Consider the following 22,804-nt stretch of genomic DNA (forward strand, 5'->3'; position numbering starts at 1 on the left):
ATGAAATATCTCTTAGTTTTGATTGCTGGCATCCTTTTTGGTTTAGGTTTGTCGTTATCACAAATGATTAACCCGACTGTAGTCATTGGTTTCTTAGATATAACTGGTGATTGGAATCCGGCATTAATGTTTGTCATGGTTGGCGCATTGTTGGTGACCACCATCGGCTTTAGGTTCGTGTTAAAAAAAGACAAGCCATGGTTTGATAGCCAGTTCCATTTACCAATTAAGCAACACCTTGATAAGTCGCTCATCATAGGTGCAGTTATTTTTGGTATCGGTTGGGGATTAGCAGGCTATTGTCCTGGGCCAGCAGTGGCTGGTTTGGCATTAGGTCAACTTGAAACATTATATTTTGTTATCGCCATGATCTTAGGTATCAAATGCGCACAACTTATTGTTGCGAAGAGAGGTTAGTATGATCGTAAAGCATTTAATTGACTCTTTATCTATGAGCAATACTTTAGTTCCTAATGAGCATCTGATGGTGGGAGGACAACCGAGCGAGCATGATTTTGAAGTGTTAGCTGCAATAGGAATTACCCAGGTTGTCAATCTTCGTCCACCTTCGGAAAGTATCCCATTTGATGAGGCTGCAATCGCTGAAAAATGGGGGATGCAATATCATGTTATCGAGGTTACTACGACCGAATCTTGCACTAAGGAAAAAGCGCAGCACTTAAAAGATATTCTGGATAAAGAAGAACCAACCTTAGTGCATTGCGCTAGCGGAAATCGTGTTGGTGCTTTAATTGCCCTTAAAGAATACTGGCTAGAAGGCGCTGGTGCAGAAGACGCATTTAATCTTGGGTTAAGTGCCGGATTAACCAAATACACCGATGAAATTAAACAAGTTTTACAGGTTTAGTTTTTGTTGGCAAAATAAGTAAATCAAAAAACAATTGAATTTTAAGTTGTTTTTCCTCAGCCCCAATGATGGGGCTGTTTTCCACCTGCCAATTATTTGTTTTCATTCAAGTCCTATTTATCTCGTCCACTGTGTTATTTGTATATTCTGAAGCTGTCATGGGTGCAATTACCCAGAATAATGGTTTGAACATTTTGCTAAACATGTTTGCAAATGAAAGGTTGAAAGTAGCGAAGGAACTATCGAGTTAACAGTATTTTATCATTTCTTAATGGCAATAGGTGCGCTCACGAAGCAACTCCTATTGATGCTAAAAGCACAGGCTTAGGGATATTTAAATTTATGTGAGATCTTTTAAAAATAGGTTTAGTAGTTGAGCTAAAGTGATAGGAATTCACTATAATATGAGACAACACATTAATCATAAAAAAGGATGGCTGTATGCCATCCTTTTATTTTTTATATCAAACTGTTTTAACTCAGATTAAAACTTGTAACGAGCAATGAAAGTTGCTTGTCTTGGTGCTTGATAATTAGTTGGTGCTAAGAAGTTAACATCTCTTTCGATGAAATCTTTATCAGCTTGAACTCTCTCGTGGAACTCTGTAGCTTTGTCATTGTTAAATAGGTTAGTCACTCTAAATTGTAGGTCTAACTTATCATCAGCCCAACCTGGCTTATAGTTAACACCCATATCAACTGTCCAAGTCCAAGGTGTTCTACCTTGTGACCCACGCTTAGTTAACACAGTTTCGTTATTTTCATCTAAACAGTAGAATGAAGAGCCACTGTAACGCCCAAGTGTATTTCTATCGATATCACTTAAGCCGTCTAATGGTACAAAACCATTACAGTTTAATGGACGACCAGAAGTGGCATTAAAGTTAGCTGTTAATCTGATTTCGTCTGTTAAATCATAACCACCCCAAACTTTAAGTGCATGGCGACGATCACTTGGTAAGTAACCATTAGTACCATCCATAAAGCGGCCGTGGTCGAAATCTTGTGTTAAACCAGGATCTGTTTGACCAAGAGTTGAGTTAACATAACCTTCCATATTACCTTCGCTGAACGACATAGTGTATGAACCGTCAATGTACCAACCATCTTCATAGGCACGGCTAAAGGTAAACTCAAGAGCTTTATATGTTCTATCATAAGTTGGCAAGTTGAAATAACCTTTGTTTGGAATGGTTACTTGTGTAACATTGCCATCATTTTTCAGATCAAGTGCGATTTTTACATCGCGGCCCGGGTTTAATAAGAAACATTTAACACTATGGTAATCAAAGTCATTATAGTTGTTATCTTCAGCCCACTGCTGGATTGAGCCAGAAGCACAATAGTCATCCATACCATCTTGTACTTTACGGTAAACAGCTTTAACACCAGCTGTGTAAAGTTCATTGAATTCTTGTTGATAGCCAAGGATTAACTCATCTTGGTGCATCGCATCTAAGTCTTTAACAGCCAATGTTCTTGAATCTGGTGCATCTCGAGATTCTTTAATATGACTACCGATTTCTGGTCCCATATTAAGAGGAGCAAAAGTACCCGCTTCCATGCCATCATAATGCCAGTAAGCAATATCACGCCACTCAACACCAGACATACGTTCGTTAGTGTTTGCTGAAACAGGAATAAAGTAACGACCTAAGCTACCGTATACACGTTTTGTGCTATCGCCATCAATATCCCAAGAAAAACCAAAGCGAGGTGCTAAGTTATTATCAGATTTTACGAATGTTTTACCTTGAGCATTTAAGTTTTCAAAACTTTCTAAGCGAAGGCCAGCGTATGCCATGAAGTTATCTGTTACTTGCCAGCTATCTTCGATGTAAATCGCTGAGTTTTTAACTTCGTAACCACCAGAAGTTTTACCATCGTCCCAAGTTCTCACATACTCAGTACCTGGAGCTACACGCTCACCGTTAAGCACAGTGTTTTCACCTGCTGTGAAGTAGCGGAAGTAGTAGTTATTGTATTTTCTGTCACCTGTGTATACTTCACCTGCAACACCTGATTCCCAAGTTTCGTTATCGATACCAAAACGAAGGGTGTGATCGCCTACAAACCACTCAGCATCAACGCGGAAACCAACACGTTGGTCGAAATCAGGACCAAAAGAGTCGTCACGGATATCAACTTGGTTGCGGTTCCAACAACCTAAGTAGTTTAATACTCCAGGGTTGTCACCACGGCTATCCCAAACACGAGGACATTCAGCACCTGGTAATACACTAGGATCATTGTACGTTTCGTTACGTAACTTACCCCACTGTGCAGTAAGTGAAAAATCTTCTGTAAACTGACCAGTATATTTGGCAATAGTTACATATCCACCACCATGTTGTGTGTATTCTGTATCTAAATCACCGTGTTTGCCGGTATAACCGATTGTAGTTTCTTTTGCATCATTGCGTTTAGGGTTGTTATAGTTTTTACGTTCATACTCGGTTTCATTGTGAATACCGGTAAACTCTAAGATGTGATTGTCTGTGATGTACCAGTCAATTTTTGCTAAATACTTAGGAGCCGTATTTTTAAGTTCTCTACTGGTAAACTGATAGTAATCATCTCTTTCATCTTTAATACCTTCAATTAAGCCATAAAAGAACAATTTATCTTCAATAATTGGACCACTACCATATACAACATATTTCAATAAATCTCTTGTATTTTCAGAGCCATATGATAGGTATCTATAATCATCAGTGTCAGCAGGATCACGAGAAACGGCATTTTTTCTTGTCGCTCGGAAAGAATCCGGTTGGTAAGTTACTGAACCACCAAATTTAAACTCGTTAGTACCACTTTTGGTTACGATGTTAACAACACCGCCAAGTGACTTACCAAATTCAGCACCGTAACCACCAGTTTTTACTTGCTGTTGGCCAATGGCTTCAAATGGAATAGTTGAAAAGTTGATTAGTGTACGTAAGTTAGTGATATCAAAGCCATTTACATAGTAGCCGTTTTCTGCTGGTGAAGAGCCACCAAACGATGCTACGTTACCAAACGCTGAGTCACCTTTTACTGTACCTGGTGCAAGCATAGCAACACTCGTGATGTCTTGACCTATAGGTAATAAATCTAAGTCATCAGAAGTAAATACTGTAGTAGATTCTGTCGAAGAAACGTCAATCTTAGAAAAGCGGCCGCCTGTTACTTCTAATACTTCAATCTCATCATTGAAATTAGCTAAGCTACCTGAGCCAATTCGGACAATAACAGTTTGTTTTTTGCCAGAAGCGTCAGTTACTTCATAATTACCAGTAGGTACGCGTGAGAAGTTGAAGCGACCATCGCTACCAACAGTTAACGTACGTGTTAAACCAGTTTCTTGGTTTTTGATGGTAACCGTACTGCCTGCTTGTGATACACCATAGATTGAACCTGAGGTGTTATCAGCCATTGCTGGAAGCGTAAGTCCAAGCGACGCTGATATAGCAATTGCTGTAAGAGTTCTTTTTAACATGTGATCCCTTTTTAAAATTATTTTAGTTATCGCAAAAATTAAACTTAAAATTTGAGCGTTTATATTGTGTGATTTTGTTCTTAATGTTTTTTGAGAGAAAAACAATTTTTTTGATAAATATGTGTCGTAAAAACCATTAAAGAAACATAACAATTTCTAATTTCTTTTAAGTGTTACGAAATATTCGCAAGCTGTTTTAAATGAATGCAGCAGAAGAAGCAATAGCGATATTGGACTATATTTTTTATATTCTTGATGTTTGTATATTGCATATACGAAGAAAGTAGTATATGTAAAAATTACGTAATGTTTCAGAGGTGTTTTCTAATGTTATATTGTGTATCTAAGTGTATCTAAATGTTTCATTTTTTTTAATAAAATGAATGATTGAAAGTAGCAGTTTTGTCTAAATTTATTGCAAGAGATTACAATTTGTTAACACAGTCAAATTAGGACTGTGTTAACACCAATTAAGAAGACGAAAGATGCAAAATTCAGACTGAATTTTGCTTCCTTGATGTCTACCAAATTGTCAGAGTGTAATTAGGAACCTCTGTTATTGGCTTAAAGAGCTTTAAAATTTATAGCGAGCAATAAAAGTCGCTTGTCTGGGCGCTTGGTAGCGAGTTGGTTTCAAGAAGTTAACATCTTGAATTCTGTTTTCTTGTTCCGCTTGGCTTCTTTCTAAGAACTCGACCGGCTTGTCATTGTTAAACAGGTTAGTTACCCTAAATTGTAAGTCTAACTTGTCGTTAGCCCAATCTGGTCTGTAGTTAACACCAAAGTCCATTGTCCATGTCCATGGTGTTCTGCCTTGTGAACCACGTTGTGTTAACTGCGTCTCATTGTTTTCATCTAAACAGTAGAATGATGAGCCACTGTAACGACTAAGGTTTGATTGGTCTATCGGGTTTAACCCGTCTAGCGGCACAAAACCATTACAGTTTAGAGGGCGACCTGAAGTCACGTTAAGGTTAGCCGTTAAACGGATTTCATCCGTTAAATCGTAGCCACCCCAGACTTTTAAAGAGTGGCGACGGTCACTTGGTAAATAACCAAAAGTACCATCCATAAATCGGCCGTGGTCAAAATCTTGCGTTAAACCTGCGTCGTCTTGACCAAGAGTTGAGTTAACATAACCTTCCATATTACCTTCACTGAACGACATGGTGTATGAGCCGTCAATGTACCAGCCATCTTCATAAGCGCGGCTGAAGGTAAACTCTAGTGCTTTATAGGTTCTCTTGTATTCAGGTAAGTCAAAGTATCCTTCGTTTGGAATGGTTACTTCAGTGGCTGTACCATTGTTTTCTAAATCTAATGCTATTTGAATATCACGGCCTGGATTTAACATAAAACATCCAACGCTATGATAATCAAAGTTGTTATAGTTGTTATCTTCTGCCCATTGCTGGATAGAGCCAGCTGAACAGTAATCGTCCATACCGTCTTGCACTTTACGATAAACGGCTTTAACACCCACAGTATATAACTCGTCAAATTCTTGCTGGTAACCAAGAATTAACTCGTCCTGGTGCATCGCATCTAAGTCTTTAACCGCAAGTGTACGTGAATCAGGCGCGTTTCTTGTCCCTTTAATATGGCTACCAATTTCGGGGCCCATGTTTAACGGTGCAGATGTGCCTGCTTCCATGCCGTCGTAATGCCAGTAAGCGGTATCACGCCATTCAACACCTGACATACGTTGGTTGGTGTTTGCCGCAACTGGAATAAAGTAACGACCTAAACTACCGTATACTCGACGTGTACTGTCGCCATCCATATCCCATGAGAAACCAAAGCGCGGTGCTAAGTTATTGTCTGACTCAATGAATGTCGCACCTTCAGCGTTTAAGTTTTCAAAGCTTTCTAAACGAAGACCTGCATAGGCCATGAAGTTATCCGTTACTTGCCAGCTATCTTCTAGATAGATAGCAGAGTTTTTCACTTCATAACCACCTGATGTTGCACCACCATCCCAAGTTCTGACATATTCAGTGCCCGGTGCAACACGTTCGCCGTTAAGTACAGTGTTTTCGCCTGCAGTAAAGTAACGGAAGTAGTAGTTATTGTATTTTCTATCACCTGTATATAATGTACCTGCAACACCTGATTCCCAAGTTTCATTGTCGATACCAAAGCGAACGGTATGATCACCAATAAACCATTCAGCGTCTACCCTGAAGCCAACACGTTGGTCGAAGTTCGGCCCAAAGGATTCATCACGAATCGTGGCTTGGTTACGATTCCAACAACCTAAGTAATTTAGAGCACTAGGGTTATCGCCGCGGCTATCCCAAACACGAGGACATTCTGCACCAGGTAAAATGCCAGGCTCATTGAATATTTCATTGCGTAACTTACCCCACTGTGCAGATAGTGAGAAGTCATCTGTGAATTGACCTGTGTATTTTGCGATCGCAACATATCCACCAGCATTTTGCGTGTATTTTGAATCTAAGTCGCCGTGTTCACCTGTATAGGCGATAGTTGACTCATCAGGTCTTTCAGGATTCACATAGTTGGTGCGATCCCAGTCTCTATCATTTTTAATACCAGTGAATTCTAAAATGTGGTTATCTGTGATGTACCAATCGAGCTTAGTAATGAATTTAGGCGTATTGTTTTTCATCAGCCTACTGTCATTTTGGAAGTACTCGTTGCGCTCTTCTTGAATACCTTCAATCAAAGCAAAAAAGAATAACTTGTCTTCGATAATTGGGCCGCTGCCATGTACAATGTATTTAAGTATGTCGGTTTTGTCAGCAGATAAATAATTTAAAAAGCGGTGATCGACATCGTCAGCCGGATCGTGGCTGATGGCATCTTTGGCACTTGCAGTAAATGAATCTGGTTGATAAGTAACAGACGCGCCAAATTTAAATTCGTTAGTACCACTTTTGGTCACGATATTAACAACACCACCAAGTGATTTACCAAATTCAGCACCATAACCGCCAGTTTTTACTTGTTGCTGGCCAATCGCTTCAAATGGCATGGCGGAAAAGTTAAGTAAGGTACGAAGGTTAGTGATATCAAAACCGTTAATGTAGTAGCCATTTTCAGCCGGTGAAGAGCCACCAAACGATGCGACATTACCAAAAGCTGAGTCGCCTTTAACCGTACCAGGTGCCAACATAGCAACGCTAGTCACGTCTTGGCCAATTGGCAGTAGATCTAAATCTTCAGAGGTAAATACTGTGGTAGATTCGGTGGAAGTTACGTCAATTTTCGAAAATCGACCGCCGGTCACCTCTAAAACTTCAATTTCATCGTCAAAATTAGCTAAAGTACCAGAGCCAATGCGAACAACGAGATTCTGTTTTTTACCGTTTGCATCAGTGACTACATAGTTACCAGTTGGTACACGTGTGAAGGTAAAGCGGCCATCGCTACCAACGGTAATGGTGCGCGTTAAGCCCGTATCTTGATTTTTAATGGTTACAGTACTACCTGCTTGGGTTGTACCATAAATTGAGCCTGATGTATTGTCAGCAGCTATTGCAGGGAGGGTGAGTCCAAGCGCTGCAGATATAGCTAATGTGACGAGTGTATTTTTTAACATGTGATCCCCTGTTATTTTTTATTCTTTGGTTCTAACAACACTGAATTACTTCTATGTTTGTGGCTAAATTCAATGTGTCGAACACTATTAATAGCCTTATTGGTATGTGCTTGATTACTTATAAGAATGACAATTTCAGCCACTACTCTTAGTTTTTCAATGTAAGAGCACTTCGGGGATTTTGTGTAGACGGGGTGCTGATCACAACATTTTGCGCATTCATAAATATTCGTTCTTTGTTATTTTTTTGTTCGTATTGATATTGGTGTTTTTTGGGTCTTTCAAAAAGGTTATCTTAAGCTTACGTAAAGCTTATACGTTAAAAATGGTGATATAAATCAATACTATATTTGCACTATCTAAATTTGTGGTTTTTAGTTTGGCAAGGTAAGGCTGGTGGAATTGTCAAAAAATGCCGAAGTGTTAAAAACAAAGATCAAAATAAATGAGGGAGTGAAGTAGAGAATTTGGCTCTACTTCAACTTTTAAGTGGGGTTATGCTGGGTAGTTAGCTTTTAATGCAGCATAAACTTGCTGTTGAAAGTCGTCAGCACTTACATCTAGGTCATTAACCACTTTTGCTAATACTTCGTTATCTTCTTCGCCGTGCCACACTTTAATATATGAGCCTTCTTTATATCCATGATCTTGTCTAAAGAAGTTCAATGTGTTTTTACCCACGTATTGGCGGAACAATTCGTTTAAATCCATTTGCATTAACTGCATACAGTTGGCAAATGCGATAGCATCAAATGAACGATGAGTTACAGCTGCAGATGCCAGTGATTCTAGCGCGATTTTAAAATCACTTTCGTTTGATTCAGTTGCCAATTGCTGTGCTAACTTAGCCGCAATGTCTTGCACACTGTCGCCAGCCATTAGTTGTAAACTTAAGCCAAAATGAAAAATATCAACAAGTTCTAATTGTACTTGAGCGACATCGATTTCTTGGTGTTTCCACCATTTCCAACCGTGATGATCTAACATTTCTGCACACTCAACCCAAATAGCACGGTACCATTCGTAACCATTTTCACGCCATGTTTCACTCACACGTGTATTCATTGCGTCTTGTAGTGACAACATTTGCTCAAGTTGCTGTATTGCGACTGCGTTTGTCATAATTTCTCTCAGTAAATTTCGATGCGCTATAGTTTGCCCGAGTGAGTTGTAGCAAACAAGTTTTAATCCATGCAATTACCTTATTTTAATTGGCGCTAAACAATTTTCTCTTTGCCATCATTCGGTAATCCTTTGGTGAAATATTTAATGCTTTTTTAAACAAATGAGAGAAATTACTTTGATCTTGATAACCGACTTGGTAAGCCACCTCTTGAATGGACAAATTGGTTGAGGTCAGTAACTCTCTCGCGGCCTCAAGCTTAAGGTTTTGCCAATACTGTATGAGACTAATGCCGTTGGCTGCTTTAAATCTGCGCGTGAGGGTTCTTTGACTGGTGCCAAATTGTAAGGCGATATCATTAACTGTGGTATTAGCTTGTAAGTTGGTGCGCATCCAAAATTGAATTTGCGAAATAAGTTCGTCAGAGTGACGATCAGCAGCACCTTCTAAAAAACGTTGCTCTTCATAGGGGCGACGAATTTCATGTGAAAAGTTACGCTCCACCATGTTAGCCGCGGTTTTTCCGTATATTTGCTCAATAACGTGCACAATAATATCAGCTAAAGCATTTAAACTTGCCGCACAATAAATACGCTCGGATTGGGTAATAAAATAATCTGGCTTAAGAATGACGTCAGGGTAATCGCGTTTAAACTGGTCTACATAATGCCAATGTGTGGTTGCTGCATGCCCATCAAGCAGCCCCGCACTTGCCAAAAAACAAACGCCTGTACCACCTCCAACTAATGTAGTGCCCTGATGCCAAATGTTATTGAGCCACTTGACTAAGTTAGGATGTTTGTTGATCACAGGCCTAGGGTTACGCCATAGGCTGGGAATAAAAGCAAAGTCAGGTAAGTTTGCTTTTTTTACCGAAACATCTGGTAAAAGTTTAATAAGCGCACGCGTAGTAACTGGGCGATTTTTTTCTGCCACCATTTGAATATCAAGTTTTGGTGCCGATGGGTTAGCCTGCCTGCCTGCGGCCTCGCCGGCACGCAACATTTCAACGGGTAAGCTAACGCTTGTTGCCAGCATATGGTCGTATAAAACCAAGGCGATCTTGATTTCATCGCTATTTTTAGATGATATTTGCATAATTTGGCCATTTAAACACATTAAATGGCTTTTTTTAACAATTATTTATTTTTGAATGTTTTTACACTGACAAGCATTAGATTAACCATCATTATCATAGAGATTAATATGACTGCATTACCCGTGATTGTCGGTATGGGTGGCATTAATGCTGCTGGTCGAACTTCTTTTCATCAAGGCTTCCGCCGTATCGTCATTGAAAAATTAAATGACGAAGCAAGGCAAGAAACTTTTGTCGGTTTAGCGACTTTGATGAACCTAGTAACTTTTGACAATGGTCAATATGTAGATCAACAAGGTACTGTGGTCAGCGCAGCTGAAATCGAAGACAAATTTGGTCAACAAATATTAGCAGGCACGTTAATCCGTAAAATAGAAGCTGAGCACTTTGATCCAGATGCGACTAACTGGCAGCAAAAAATCACATTAACTTCAACAGACAATGCCATTGTTTTCCAAGCGAAAAAGCGTGATTTACCTTCACCATTACCCCGCACTTGGCAAGTATCTGATGTTGACGACAAAACCGTACAAGTTTCAATCGCAGGAGAGTTAGAAGTTAAACATGACTCAACTCGTGACAATCCAATAAAAGCGGCAGGCCAATTCCCTACGGGTTTCAACCCTGCAGTTCTTTACAATAGTCGCTATCAACCTCGTGGATTACAGGCGACGATTTTTGGCGCGGCTGATGCAATTCATTCAACGGGTTACAGTTGGGAACAGCTTGCCGAGCACGTTAGCCCTGACGAAATAGGTACCTATTCAGCATCTGTTTTTGGTCAAACACAAGCGGAAGGATTTGGTGGCATGATGCAAAATCGCCTTAAAGGTGATCGCGTTACCACGAAAAATCTAGCGCTGGGTTTAAACACCATGTCGACCGACTTTATTAATGCTTATGTAACAGGTAGCGTAGGCACTACGTTTACCTCGACAGGCGCTTGTGCGACATTTTTATACAACTTAAAAGCTGCTGTAAATGATATTCAAGCTGGTCGCATCCGTTTAGCTATTGTTGGTAGTAACGATTGTGCGCTTACGCCTGAAGTTATTGAAGGCTTCGGTAACATGAGTGCATTAGCGAATGAAGAAGGCCTTAAAAAGTTAGATGGCATTACAGAAGGTAGTGCTGATCACCGCAAAACAAGTCGCCCGTTTGGCGAAAACTGTGGTTTTACAATTGGTGAAGCGGCACAGTTTTTAGTGATTATGGATGATGCATTAGCAGTGCAATTAGGTACTAAGGTACTAGGTTCTATTGCCGATGTATTTACCAATGCCGACGGTATCAAAAAGTCAATTACTGCACCTGGCCCTGGTAACTATGTCACTATGGCAAAGTCTGTAGCGTTAGCAACTGCAATAGTTGGTGAAGAAGCCGTGCAAAAACGTAGCTTTATTTTGGCACATGGTTCTAGTACACCACAAAATAGAGTGACTGAATCATTGATTTATCATCGTGTTGCCGAATCATTCAATATCGAAAATTGGCCAGTTGCAGCACCTAAAGCTTACCTAGGGCATACTATTGGCCCAGCTAGTGGTGACCAAGTGGCGTGGGCATTAGGGGTATTTGAGTACAACATCATGCCAGGTATCACTACCATTGATAAAGTCGCAGATGATGTTTATGCCGATCACTTAAATATCGCAACAGATCACTGGCATTGTCAGGCGATGGATGTAGCGTTTATTAACTCAAAAGGTTTTGGTGGCAATAATGCAACTGCAACCTTGTTATCACCTTCAGTGACGTTATCTATGATGGAAAAACGCCATGGCAGTGCAGCTATGGCAAATTATCAAGATAAATTATCGATGGTTGCACAAGCGCAAGCTGAGTACAAAGTTAAAGCTGATAATGCTCAGTTTGAGTTGATCTATCGCTTTGGTGACGGAGTATTAGGTGACGAAGATATTACATTGTCTGACAGTAATATCACCATGGCGGGGATGAAAAATGCCATAGAACTACCTAAGAAAAACCCATTTTCAGATATGGTGTAACGATAAAGATTGAATAAAAAAGGCTGGCATGTTCCAGCCTTTTTTATTGGTGGTAGTAATTTAAAGTTGCTTACTCTTCTGTATCGTCATCGTTGCCGTAAAAAGGCTCTAAAGAGTAACGACCGCTATAAATAGCCAATTTTGATTGTTCTGCTATGTTGCCGAGTGGCATTAATTCTGGTCCAGTCGGTTCGGCAAGGACAAACCGCGTACCTTCATAATCAACCGTGACATTGTCTGCCTCCGCAGCTACATCGATGCCAATAAGTGCATGATTGTCTATAAATACTAATACCATTTTTATTCTTGGCATTAACATCCTAAGTAATGCGGCTGTCAAAGTGACTTTGCTGTCACAATCCCCTTGATTTTCCCATAGCAGCTTAAAGGGAGGATTAAATCCTGCGCCAGAGGATGAAACTCGAGATTCTAATGTTGAATAGGGAATACTTTGTACAAAACTTAAAACAAAGTTACTTACCCGGCGAATATTTTTCACAGAAGCCTTGGCGATTACCGTTTCTTTGATACCTTTAAAAACAGGTGCACTCTCATGTGCAATTCTTGAGTGGTCTGGCTTAACCGCTAAAATGTTGTCGGGTGTTAAAAATTGATGATAGTAGTGATCAGTTAAATACTCTGCCATTAACCTAAGTTGTAGTTGGTTAATTTCCAATTGCGCTTTTTTGATCAAACCTTTGCGGGGGCTTTTTATCAAGGTGGCATATTCTCCGCCTTGTTTAGAGAAGCTAATTTGAACACCAGAGATTGGCTTTTTTCTTAAATGTCGCTTTAGCGCATTTTGCACATATTCTTGTGCAATATGAGGCTGGTAAGCAGAAAAGCTTCTGTAGCGTTGAAACAAATCACTTTTTGATAGCAAAAAGCTTAAAGACTGTTCAGTTTTATCATGATCGAGCCATTGATAGCTAAAGCGATAATTATCATTTTCTTCTACTTTTGAAAATTGGATTTGCTCAGCGGCTATACTTGATGAAAACAAGCAGATGATTAGCGTAAAAATCGCTGTAATCCTGCTATATTTATTCGATGACCTATCGCTGTTTGTAAATAGTTTAACACTCATACTGATACTTTAGGTAAGGAGTGTGATTTCGACAAGTTATTTATGTCGACACTTTACTTTTTAATCAATTTCGTTATATTCAAACAATTGTTTGAAATAATTGTTTGAATCGGGGTTACAACATGGCTGAATATCAAGCGCCACTTAAAGACATGAATTATCTACTATGGGACGTGTTTGGCGTCGATAAAGTGTGGGCGACACTGCCAGCACTAGCAGAGCATGTAGATAAAGAAACATCACAAGCTATTATCTCTGAATGTGGAAAAATCGCTGAGCAGGTCATTGCGCCTATTGCTAGAGAAGGCGACGAGGTAGGTGTAAGTTTTGACGAAGGTAAAGTAACCACAGCTCCCGGATATAAAGAAGCGTTTCAAACATACGTAGAAGGTGGTTGGACTGCACTAGGTGGTGACGTTGAATTTGGTGGCATGGGTATGCCTAAAGCCATTACCTCACTTCATGAGGAAATGTTGTGCAGCGCTGATATCTCATTTTCACTCTATTCTGGCTTAACTGCTGGCGCGGCCTTGTCTTTAGCTAAACATGCTAGTGTAGAACTAAAAGAAAAGTACTTAACTCGTTTATATGCCGGCGATTGGACAGCTAGTATGTGTTTAACCGAAGCTCATGCTGGCACTGATTTAGGTATGATCCGCACCAAAGCAGTACCTCAGGATGATGGCAGTTATTTAGTTACGGGTAATAAGATTTTCATCACAGCAGGTGAACATGATTTGGTCGAAAATATTATCCATTTAGTGTTAGCAAAACTTCCTGATGCGCCTGCAGGTCCAAAAGGTATTTCACTTTTCCTTGTGCCTAAATATCAAGTCAATGACGATGGTAGTTTAGGTGAATCTAACAATGTTTCTTGCGGTTCAATTGAACATAAGATGGGGATTCATGCCTCTGCGACATGTGTGATGAATTTTGATGGTGCACGTGGGTTTTTAGTTGGTGAATTAAATCAAGGGCTTGCTTGTATGTTCACCATGATGAACTTTGAACGTATTGGTGTTGGCATTCAAGGGCTAGGCGCAAGCGAACGCTCATATCAAAATGCTTTGGAGTATGCTAAAGACCGTTTGCAAAGTCGCTCACTATCAGGTGCTAAATCTCCTGAAAAGCCGGCAGACTCTATCATGGTGCATGGCGACGTCCGTCGCATGCTATTGAACATGAAAGCTTTAAATGAAGGCTCGCGAGCGCTTTCAATGTATATTGCCAATCAACTTGATATTGCCACTTATGGTGAGGGTGAGGCGCAAGCCAAAGCTGACGGTTTAGTTGCTTTAATGACGCCAGTGGCTAAAGCCTTTTTTACCGATCTTGGTTTTGATAATACTGTAGCTGGACAACAAGTTTTAGGTGGGCACGGCTATATTCGTGAGTGGGGGCAAGAACAATTAGTGCGTGATACACGTATTGCTCAAATATACGAAGGCACTAATGGTATTCAAGCGATGGATCTATTGGGTCGTAAAGTTGCTGGTAGTAAAGGTGAGTTGCTTAATTTGTTTGTTGATGAAGTTGCTGCTTATATTGAACAAACACAATCGACTGAAATGCAGGAATTTATTCAACCTCTGGAAACTGCACTAAATGAACTGCGCGAGGTTAGCCAGTTTATTTTAATCAATGCTGCAAAAGATCCTGAAATCATAGGAACCTCTGCCAATGATTATTTACATGTATTAGGTTATACCGCTATGGCGTATGTCTGGTGCAAAATGTGTGAAGTATCTAGTCAGCAATTAGCGCAAGATCCAGAATTTCACCAGAGTAAACTACACACGGCACGTTACTTTTTTGCACGATTATTGCCTAGACGTTTATCTTTAATTGCCGCTATTAAAGCAGGGTCTGCGCCGCTCTTTGATATGCCTGATGAATTGTTTTAGTTAGTTTATTCATTCTTTGTGAAAGCCTGCACTTTGTGTGGGCTTTTTTGTTTGTGATGCCTAAATCAGTAGTTATACTGGAAGCATTTCAATTGGTACTCTATGGTGATTTATGAAACTTTTAGGCTCAACAACCTCTCCTTTTGTTAGACGACTGAGAACGTATCTTGAAGGTAAAGATTATCAGTTTGTTAACCTAGATATTTTCGCTGAAGCAGATCGTAAATATTTAACTGAAAACAATCCTGCGTTAAAGGTTCCTGCGCTTATTGACAATGAGCAGTGTATTTATGATTCTCGTGTGATATTTCGATATTTAGCAGAAAAATACAACGAGCAACCTTTGTCTTGGCAGCAAGAAAATTTACTTACACTTATCGACTCAGTGAATGATTCACTGGTTTCTACTTTAATCTTAAAACGCAGTAACATTGATACCATGCAAGATGCGCTATTTTTTAATTTGCAAAGAGAGCGTATTGATACGGTATTAAAAGTGTTAGATGACGAAGCGGCAAAAGGAAGTTTTACACAATGGCACTATCCTTCAATTTGTCTGTGGTGTTTGCTCGATTGGGCACAATTTAGAGAATTAACTGACTGGCGTCATTATTCACACTTATCACAATTTTTTGAACTGAACGCTTCTAGAACGATATTGGCAGAAACAGATCCACGTATTTAAAAGTAAACCGAGCAGGCGTTAAAAAGACGCCTGTTTTTTAAATAATCATCCGAAAATATGGGCTACCACTAAATGTTTGAATGATGGAAAATTGGCGATATGCCATATACACTTTAAGTTAAAGCAAAGTTTGTGCTATGAGCTGTCAAAGGAGACCGTAACGTGAAAACTGAACGTAAACGTGTATGGTTTGATAGCGATATCAATTCATTTAAGAGCGCTTTTTTTGAGCCTAAGCAAGGTTTGAAGTTATTTGATGGTCAGCAAGCTGAATACTTGTTGGCGCTGAAAAGCTTTCTGCAACAACAATCAGGTTTTATCACTCACTTTAATCAGGCATTTTCAGTATTTCAACAAGATGCAGTTAAAAGCGTCAAACAAACAATGTTAAGGTTAGTTAATGAACTACTGGACCCTTGTCAAAAGTTGGGTCTTACTGCCTTATTGACGGAAGGTAGAAAACTGCATGATGCCATTGATCAAGACTCTGTTACTGAGTCTCTTGTTGAACAAGTCGATTTGCTTCTCATTGAGTCAATGGCAAGCATTGAACATTTTATCAGTTTGACTTGTAACCATGCAGAGCCAATACATTCATTAAGTATTTTGGCGGAAGACAGGTGGCAACTGTTGTTACAAATTGAACAACTATTGCTAGAGAAAAATCCGCAAGCTTTTGAGCTTATCTTAAAAATGTATCTTTACAAGGTGACAACAGCACAGGAGTTACTTCTAGATAGTGCTTTAATCGCGATAGAAAAAGACAACTTTACCACAGCATCTAATGCGATTGAGTCGTTAAAAACACAGCTTTCTTGACGATCTACATAGGCTAAAACGAGTAGCGAGTGGCAATTGTTGCACTGTGTATATGCTTGTCGTCGATGGCTAGCTCATTCACTGAACTTGGGATTATATTCTGTGAACTTAGACTACCAAACAGCTGCCAGTTCTTGCTTAGATGCCATGTGGTAACCACGCCCAATGTTGTATTTAATCCAGACCGATTTTCAGTGATGTTTTGAATACTTATTGGCTCCAAATACTTTTCAATTAAGGAAGGATTATTTGACTCTTGAAGTGCTATTTTGGCGGTCAATGCGATTGAAAAGTCATCCTGTTTATACAATTTATAAGCGCCCTGAACTTGATACAAAGCACTGTCGTTTAACGGATCTAATGATTGTTTCACCGTGGATTCGGCGCTAAACCTATTTCCAGTATAACCAAACACTATCCTGTTGATGTTATTGTGTTGCTTAAATGTTTGATCATCATATTCTATCGCTGCTTCAACATAAAAGTGTTCAACACGCCAATAAACCGTTGGAGTTTGGCTCAAAGTTGAATTTTTTATATCGTTTTCCATCAACAAGTTATGGGTGTAAAACTTGCTATTGGTTGCCTCAAATGTTGTGATATTTGTGTTAATTGGGTTCACTATTTTAGGGATTTGTAAGGCGTCGATGCCCCATTGTTTTGCAATATTTTTACCGTGACTTGTTGAATTTATTTGATCAAAATTAGGCTGCACTGCTTGAACGACCGTAGCGATCATCAATAGACAGTAAACGAACAAGTGCTTCATGTTTAACCCTAACTATTATTGTCTGCCTGACGTTTAAAACGTCAGTGCTTTTTGACGGGGGTTTATTAACTATAGCTATGGTTTAGGCAAAATCAGGTTAAATTATATTAAAACTTAACGCTTCTCTGTTATGCTACTGTTTTTTTGATAAAAATAGTTTCTGCAACTATCTAGGGAGCCCTCTGAGTGAGTAACAAAGTATCTCTTTTCCAACAACTGTTATTTATCACACTGTTATTGTTTACTCTGCAAGCCTGTCAAAGTTCACCACAATTTCTATTTTCTGATGAAGAAGAAAAGCTTTGTGAAATTGAATACAGTAAATATCAAGCAACCGTTACTGGCTATTGCCAAGAACCCTTGGCTGACTTAGTGCAAGATTTACCTCGAGAGGAAAAGTCGCTCGAAATTAGGCCTATTGAAACGATCCCAGAAGTATTTTGGTTCAATAGAGAATTTCAATATTCATTTGTTAAGCAACCAAACAAAGCACCGCTAATCTTTGTTATTGCCGGTACAGGGGCTAAACATGATTCAGCAAAAATGATCAGCTTACAGAAGGTGTTATACGCGCAGGGATATCATGTTATCGCCTTATCCTCTCCCACCTTCGCTAACTTTATCGTTAACGCCACAACCAAAGATGATATCCCAGGTTATTTGGCAAAGGACGCTGAAACCTTATACGAGGTAATGCAAAAAACTTATCAACAAGTTAAAACGGAAGAAGAAATTGAAGTCAGTCATTTTGAACTTACCGGCTACAGCTTAGGTGGCGCTCACTCGGCGTTTGTATCTTTCTTGGATGAGAAGGAAAAAGTCTTTAATTTTAAAAATGTTTTATTAATAAACCCGCCGGTAAGTTTATATAGTTCTGCCAGTATTCTCGATGGCTATTTAGATTTAGCTAACGACAGAGAAAACGTGACTAAAATGTTTAATCGCGTGTTTGATAAATTTGCTGAAAGTTATAATTTACAGGAAACATCAGAGTTTAATTCCAGTAATATTTATAAACTGTTTAAACACGCTAATTTATCTGAAGAAGAATTAAAACTACTCATAGGCACCTCATTTCGTGTTTCCTCTGCTGATATGCTGTTTGCCATAGATGCAACCTACAATGTTGGTGCTGTTATTTACCGGAACCACGATATTGGTAAGTTTGAAAGTGTTACCCATTCAATGAAACGAGCCTACAACGTAACGTTTTTAGATTATTTTGAGAAAGGCATGGTGCCGTGGGCGAAGGAGCAAGATAGTTCTAAAACGCGAGCACAGCTTATCTTCGATTTTAGTCTACGATCGCTCGACTCTTACTTACGCCGCAGTGAAAAAATTTCTATGGTAACCAACGCCGACGACATCATTTTAGCCAAAGGAGAATTGGCTTATTTACAGGATGTGTTTGGTGATAGAGCAAAAGTTTTTGAACGAGGTGGTCATTGTGGCAATATTGATCGTGTCAATTTTGTCCATTACTTAAAACAGCAATTTAAAGGAGGAAATTGATATGAGTAGTTTTGTTCATCGTTGTTATCGCTTTGCTTGTTTGTTATTGCTTGTAACACTGACGGCTTGTTCTGCCAAACCTAACCTGAGTGTTAATGCTCAAAAGCCTAGCGTACCATTGCCAAATGAGCAGGGGGCTCAACCCTTGTTATTTGAATACTCTGATCCTTTTGAAGGCTTTAATCGCCGAGTTTATTATTTTAATGCAAAAGCAGATGAATACGTGGTGCTTCCAGTTGTTAATGGATATAAGGCGGTTACGCCTGATTTTGTTGAAACTGGCGTGTCTAACTTCTTTAGTAACCTGGGTGAAATCTCTACCTTTATCAATGCTCTGTTACAGTTTAAAGGTAGTGTTGCGGCAGAAACATTTGGCCGATTTGCACTAAATTCTACGTTGGGATTAGCTGGTTTATTTGATATTGCTACACCGGTTGGTTTAGACAAACAAAATGAAGATCTAGGACAAACTCTAGGCTACTGGGGAGTTGGGCCAGGACCTTACTTAGTACTGCCTTTTATTGGGCCTTCTAATGTAAGAGATGGTTTTAGCAGTGTGGTGGATCTTGTTGCTTATGATGCAGCGGTTAGCGAGCTAGGATTAAAAAATGACGAAGAACTGTTTTTATCGTTTTTAAGAAGTATTAACGCCAGAAATGAACTCCCTTTTAGATATTATGAATCAGGCTCTGCTTTTGAATATGACCAAATGAAAGTACTGTATATGAAATATCGGGAACTTCAGATTAAACGTTAAAAGGGCGTGCTTGCATAGAAAACATGGATGACTAGTTTCAATTGGTCTACCTGCAGAGCAAGGCACTCTTTTTATTAAGGTTAATTTCGTATTTTAGTTTAAGGCTACCTTTGTAGCCTTTTTCTTGGATATTTCTCTAGGAGATCGGGTATAATCGCCGCTCTTTTTAACAGTAGGAAGAATCTTTGTTAGCTGTCATTCGAATTATTTTGATGGCCTTGGCCATTGTTGTGATCACTTTAGGATCAACAGTGATGTGCTTAGTCAGACCATTTCATCGAAATAATGTATTTCATACTGCAAAATGTATGGGATTCGTCGCAAGAATATTAGGTTTACATGTAGAAATTCGTGTGCCTAAAAATTTGGATCCCTATGAGCCTGTTGTTTATATCGGTAATCACCAAAACAGTTACGATATTTTTACTGTTAGTAATGCGGTACTGCCAAATACGGTAAGTGTTGGCAAAAAAAGCCTTGCTTGGATCCCATTTTTTGGCCAAATGTATTGGTTAACTGGCAACATCTTAATTGATAGAAATAATAAGAACAAAGCCTCGAATACTATAGCGGCAACTGCTGCACGGATTAAAAAACAACGAATCTCGGTGTGGTTGTTCCCTGAAGGCACACGAAGTTATGGTCGTGGTATTTTACCTTTTAAAACAGGTGCTTTTAGAACTGCAGTTCAAGCACAAGTGCCAATAGTCCCTGTATTATGTAGCGATACCAGTAAAATAAAGCTCAATCGCTGGAACAATGGCAAGTTCATTATTGAATATATGCCGCCGATTCAGGTTGAGGATTTAAATATAGATAAGGTGCGTGCTTTAGCTGACAGAACGAGAACGCAAATGGCAGAAAAGTTTGAACAAATTAACCAAGAGGCACAGTCATGATTGAACAAGAATTACTTGAATGGTTTACCCATACCGACGAATTAATTGATGCCTTAATTGAAGATGGCACTAATGAAGAAGTGCATCATACGATAGAACATCATTTTTCCAGTGTTGATTTTGATATGCTAGAAAAAGCCGCCATTGCTGCGTTCAAAATGGGCTATGATGTTGAAGAGCCAGAAGAAGCTGAACTAGAAGATGGCAGCAAAGTATTTGCGTTTGATATCATAACCGAACAACCTCTCGAGCCTGAAATTATCAAAGATGAGACAAAACTGATGTTTGATATGGCTAAGCAACATGGCGTTGAGTATGATGGTTGGGGAACATATTTCGAAGAATAATAAAAAAGGAAAAAATTATGGAATGGTTAGATAAGCTATTAAATCCTGCAGTGTTACCCCTGCTAATTCCTATTGTTGCGATAATTGGTGCATTTGCAATCGCGGGATTAAAAGCACACCATAGACATCAAGAACGTATTGAACGAATAAAAAACGGATTAGATCCAGACGCAAAATAGCCTGTTAACAGGCTATTTTTTATTGTGCATTAATATCAGCAGTTGAATCCCTAACAATTAACTGCGGGACAAATTGCGGCATTGGAAGTTTAGCCGTTTGTTTTCTCGCCTTTGCGATTAACAAGTTTGCTGCATCTTCTGCAATTTTTACGTTTGGCTGATTTGCCGTGGTAAGCCTTGGCCAAGTTTGTCTCGAGAAGGGACTGTTTTCAAATCCGGTAATAGAAAGATGAGTTGGAATATCAACGCCCATTAGCCGCGCAGCAAATAATGCCCCTGCTGCAATTTCATCGTTACAAGAAAATATTGCTGTTGGTTTTTTATCAGCAGACAATAATTGTTTGGCACTTTGCACACCTGATTCAAAAGAATATTCGCCATGTACAATTAACGACTCATCAAGTGAGATATCGTTATCATGCAGTGCTTGTTTAAATCCTCTCATACGCTCTACGGTTGACATGTGCTCGGCACCACCAGCAATAAAACCAATATCTTTGTGACCCAAATCGATTAAATGCTGTGTAATATTAAAAGCGGCTTCACGGTCATTGACCATAACACATGGCGCTAGGTTGTCAGGCAAACTGCTACCTGAGATAATTCTGACAACTTCTACTTCAAGATCTAATAAATGTTGCACAAATTCAGGTCGTTCGGAAAATGGAGGGGTCAACACTAATCCTGCAATGCGCGAATGTTTAATCATGTTGGTGATTTCTTCAAGCAGGTTTTCAGATTTAGCTTGGCAAGGGTGTATAACCAATTCAAACCCTTGTTTTTTACATGCTGACAATATACCGTTTTGCATATCAATGACGTAATAAGCATTTGGATTATCGTAAATAAAAGCAATACTAAATGCTTTGGTACCGGCTAAATTTCTCGCGGCCAAGTTAGGTTGATAATTTAATGATTTTACCGCAGCCATTACTTTATCTCTTGTCGGCTGGCGAACAGACGGTTCGTTATTCATCACCCTCGACACGGTTTTTATAGATACGCCTGCTTCTTTAGCAACGTCTGTAATGGTAGCTTTCATTGATGCGCACGGCCTTATATTCTTACGTAATAATTTTTGTATTTATTTTAAGGGGCATAAGAATATGAATTATTGTAGCGAGCGGCAAGGCTTACTAATGATAAATGTCAAAATTTCTTCTTAACTCCCTGAATTTGCAGCCAAAGCACTACAAATTTCGTTGACAGCGTTGTCATTTTTTGCTGTGACTGTGCCTGCAACTAGTCTTACGTTATGCAAGCAGCAGAAAACTGTCAAGGAGATTGTTTTTAATAAATGTATAGTTTGCTTATTAAGTATTTCTTTAGTTTGGCCGGTTAAATTTTGATAACCATGTGAGTGATATGTATACAAAATGAGATTGCTGAACAATCAACTTTATGATCTTTTAATATTTATATTCGGTTTTTTATTCACTTTTTGTGGGTAATTTGTATTTTTATTCAGGTATACCTTATAACTAAGCGGTTTTTAGTGGTGATCCTTTCTTAGGTGTGCAATTTTTTTACAAATTAAATTCCTTTTTATTCAATGATATAAAATGATCATATTGATAAAATGTCGATCAAGTATAGCCATAGATTCATTTTTTGTGTATGGTTTGCTCTAACCTATGACAACGCTGTCATCAAAACAAAAGACAGCGCTGTCTTTTAAAAGGGTTACATAAACATAACTAAACA

19 protein-coding genes are annotated in these 22,804 nt (G+C 39.1%); 11 read left to right on the forward strand and 8 right to left on the reverse strand.

The features are described from left to right. Both IE199_RS00145 and IE199_RS00150 read left to right on the forward strand, forming a co-directional pair. Positions 1-417, forward strand: a complete 417-nt coding sequence (locus IE199_RS00145) for a YeeE/YedE family protein (RefSeq protein ID WP_189766697.1) — start codon at positions 1-3, stop codon at positions 415-417. A 1-nt stretch (position 418) separates the two neighbouring features. Continuing rightward, entirely contained in the window at positions 419-868 is a 450-nt protein-coding gene (locus IE199_RS00150) for a protein tyrosine phosphatase family protein (RefSeq protein WP_189766698.1), read from the forward strand. Here IE199_RS00150 and IE199_RS22045 read toward each other — a convergent pair. The 5 genes from IE199_RS22045 to IE199_RS00170 all read right to left on the reverse strand — a co-directional run bounded on the left by IE199_RS22045 (position 846) and on the right by IE199_RS00170 (position 10,132). Then, positions 846-974, reverse strand: coding sequence for a hypothetical protein (locus IE199_RS22045; protein ID WP_268245310.1), 129 nt, complete (start codon positions 972-974; stop codon positions 846-848). The genes IE199_RS00150 and IE199_RS22045 overlap by 23 nt on opposite strands. A 378-nt stretch (positions 975-1,352) precedes the next feature. After that, complete coding sequence (locus IE199_RS00155; RefSeq protein ID WP_189766699.1) at positions 1,353-4,346, reverse strand: TonB-dependent receptor; 2,994 nt, start codon at positions 4,344-4,346, stop codon at positions 1,353-1,355. Between the two features lie 574 nt (positions 4,347-4,920). After that, on the reverse strand, positions 4,921-7,911 hold the full coding sequence (locus tag IE199_RS00160; RefSeq protein WP_189766700.1) for a TonB-dependent receptor: 2,991 nt from the start codon (positions 7,909-7,911) through the stop codon (positions 4,921-4,923). A gap of 495 nt (positions 7,912-8,406) precedes the next feature. Then, positions 8,407-9,033 (reverse strand): dUTP diphosphatase, encoded by a 627-nt coding sequence (locus IE199_RS00165; protein ID WP_189766701.1) that lies wholly within the window; start codon positions 9,031-9,033, stop codon positions 8,407-8,409. Between the two features lie 85 nt (positions 9,034-9,118). Continuing rightward, the gene (locus IE199_RS00170; protein WP_189766702.1) at positions 9,119-10,132 is read right to left on the reverse strand and encodes a GlxA family transcriptional regulator; all 1,014 of its coding nucleotides are present in this window, start codon (positions 10,130-10,132) and stop codon (positions 9,119-9,121) included. 108 nt (positions 10,133-10,240) lie between these two features. Here IE199_RS00170 and IE199_RS00175 point away from each other — a divergent pair, with 108 nt between their 5' ends. Then, positions 10,241-12,142: a beta-ketoacyl synthase gene (locus IE199_RS00175; protein WP_189766703.1), complete on the forward strand. Its 1,902-nt coding sequence runs from the start codon at positions 10,241-10,243 to the stop codon at positions 12,140-12,142. 70 nt (positions 12,143-12,212) lie between these two features. Here IE199_RS00175 and IE199_RS00180 read toward each other — a convergent pair whose 3' ends face one another. Further along, positions 12,213-13,229, reverse strand: a complete 1,017-nt coding sequence (locus IE199_RS00180) for a hypothetical protein (RefSeq protein ID WP_189766704.1) — start codon at positions 13,227-13,229, stop codon at positions 12,213-12,215. Between the two features lie 122 nt (positions 13,230-13,351). On the opposite strand from IE199_RS00180, the gene IE199_RS00185 reads away from it, so the two are divergent. The 3 genes from IE199_RS00185 (at position 13,352) to IE199_RS00195 (ending at position 16,637) form a co-directional block, all read left to right on the forward strand. Continuing rightward, positions 13,352-15,133, forward strand: a complete 1,782-nt coding sequence (locus IE199_RS00185) for an acyl-CoA dehydrogenase C-terminal domain-containing protein (RefSeq protein ID WP_189766705.1) — start codon at positions 13,352-13,354, stop codon at positions 15,131-15,133. A gap of 112 nt (positions 15,134-15,245) precedes the next feature. Next, positions 15,246-15,818 carry a glutathione S-transferase family protein gene (locus IE199_RS00190; protein WP_189766706.1) on the forward strand — a complete coding sequence of 191 codons (573 nt, stop codon included), beginning with the start codon at positions 15,246-15,248 and terminating at the stop codon, positions 15,816-15,818. Between the two features lie 162 nt (positions 15,819-15,980). Beyond that, positions 15,981-16,637, forward strand: coding sequence for a hypothetical protein (locus tag IE199_RS00195; RefSeq protein ID WP_189766707.1), 657 nt, complete (start codon positions 15,981-15,983; stop codon positions 16,635-16,637). A gap of 13 nt (positions 16,638-16,650) precedes the next feature. Here the strand turns inward: IE199_RS00195 and IE199_RS00200 are convergent, their stop codons facing one another. Continuing rightward, positions 16,651-17,406: a hypothetical protein gene (locus tag IE199_RS00200; RefSeq protein WP_189766708.1), complete on the reverse strand. Its 756-nt coding sequence runs from the start codon at positions 17,404-17,406 to the stop codon at positions 16,651-16,653. A gap of 186 nt (positions 17,407-17,592) precedes the next feature. Between IE199_RS00200 and IE199_RS00205 the strand changes: the two genes are divergently transcribed. The 5 genes from IE199_RS00205 (at position 17,593) to IE199_RS00225 (ending at position 21,100) form a co-directional block, all read left to right on the forward strand. After that, on the forward strand, positions 17,593-18,918 hold the full coding sequence (locus tag IE199_RS00205; protein WP_189766709.1) for an alpha/beta hydrolase: 1,326 nt from the start codon (positions 17,593-17,595) through the stop codon (positions 18,916-18,918). A 1-nt stretch (position 18,919) separates the two neighbouring features. Beyond that, a complete protein-coding gene (locus IE199_RS00210) occupies positions 18,920-19,675 on the forward strand; it encodes an MlaA family lipoprotein (RefSeq protein ID WP_189766710.1) in 756 nt (251 codons plus the stop codon). 185 nt (positions 19,676-19,860) lie between these two features. Beyond that, positions 19,861-20,574: a 1-acylglycerol-3-phosphate O-acyltransferase gene (locus IE199_RS00215; RefSeq protein ID WP_189766711.1), complete on the forward strand. Its 714-nt coding sequence runs from the start codon at positions 19,861-19,863 to the stop codon at positions 20,572-20,574. Next, positions 20,571-20,921: a ribonuclease E inhibitor RraB gene (rraB, locus tag IE199_RS00220; RefSeq protein ID WP_189766712.1), complete on the forward strand. Its 351-nt coding sequence runs from the start codon at positions 20,571-20,573 to the stop codon at positions 20,919-20,921. The genes IE199_RS00215 and rraB overlap by 4 nt, the downstream gene beginning before the upstream one ends. A 17-nt stretch (positions 20,922-20,938) precedes the next feature. Continuing rightward, positions 20,939-21,100 (forward strand): hypothetical protein, encoded by a 162-nt coding sequence (locus IE199_RS00225; protein ID WP_189766713.1) that lies wholly within the window; start codon positions 20,939-20,941, stop codon positions 21,098-21,100. Positions 21,101-21,119: 19 nt separating this feature from the next. Here the strand turns inward: IE199_RS00225 and IE199_RS00230 are convergent, their stop codons facing one another. Next, a complete protein-coding gene (locus IE199_RS00230; RefSeq protein WP_189766714.1) occupies positions 21,120-22,142 on the reverse strand; it encodes a LacI family DNA-binding transcriptional regulator in 1,023 nt (340 codons plus the stop codon). Between the last annotated feature and the right edge of the window lie 662 nt (positions 22,143-22,804).

The sequence above is a fragment of the Thalassotalea marina genome (assembly GCF_014656435.1).
Classification (GTDB): Bacteria; Pseudomonadota; Gammaproteobacteria; order Enterobacterales; family Alteromonadaceae; genus Thalassotalea_C; species Thalassotalea_C marina.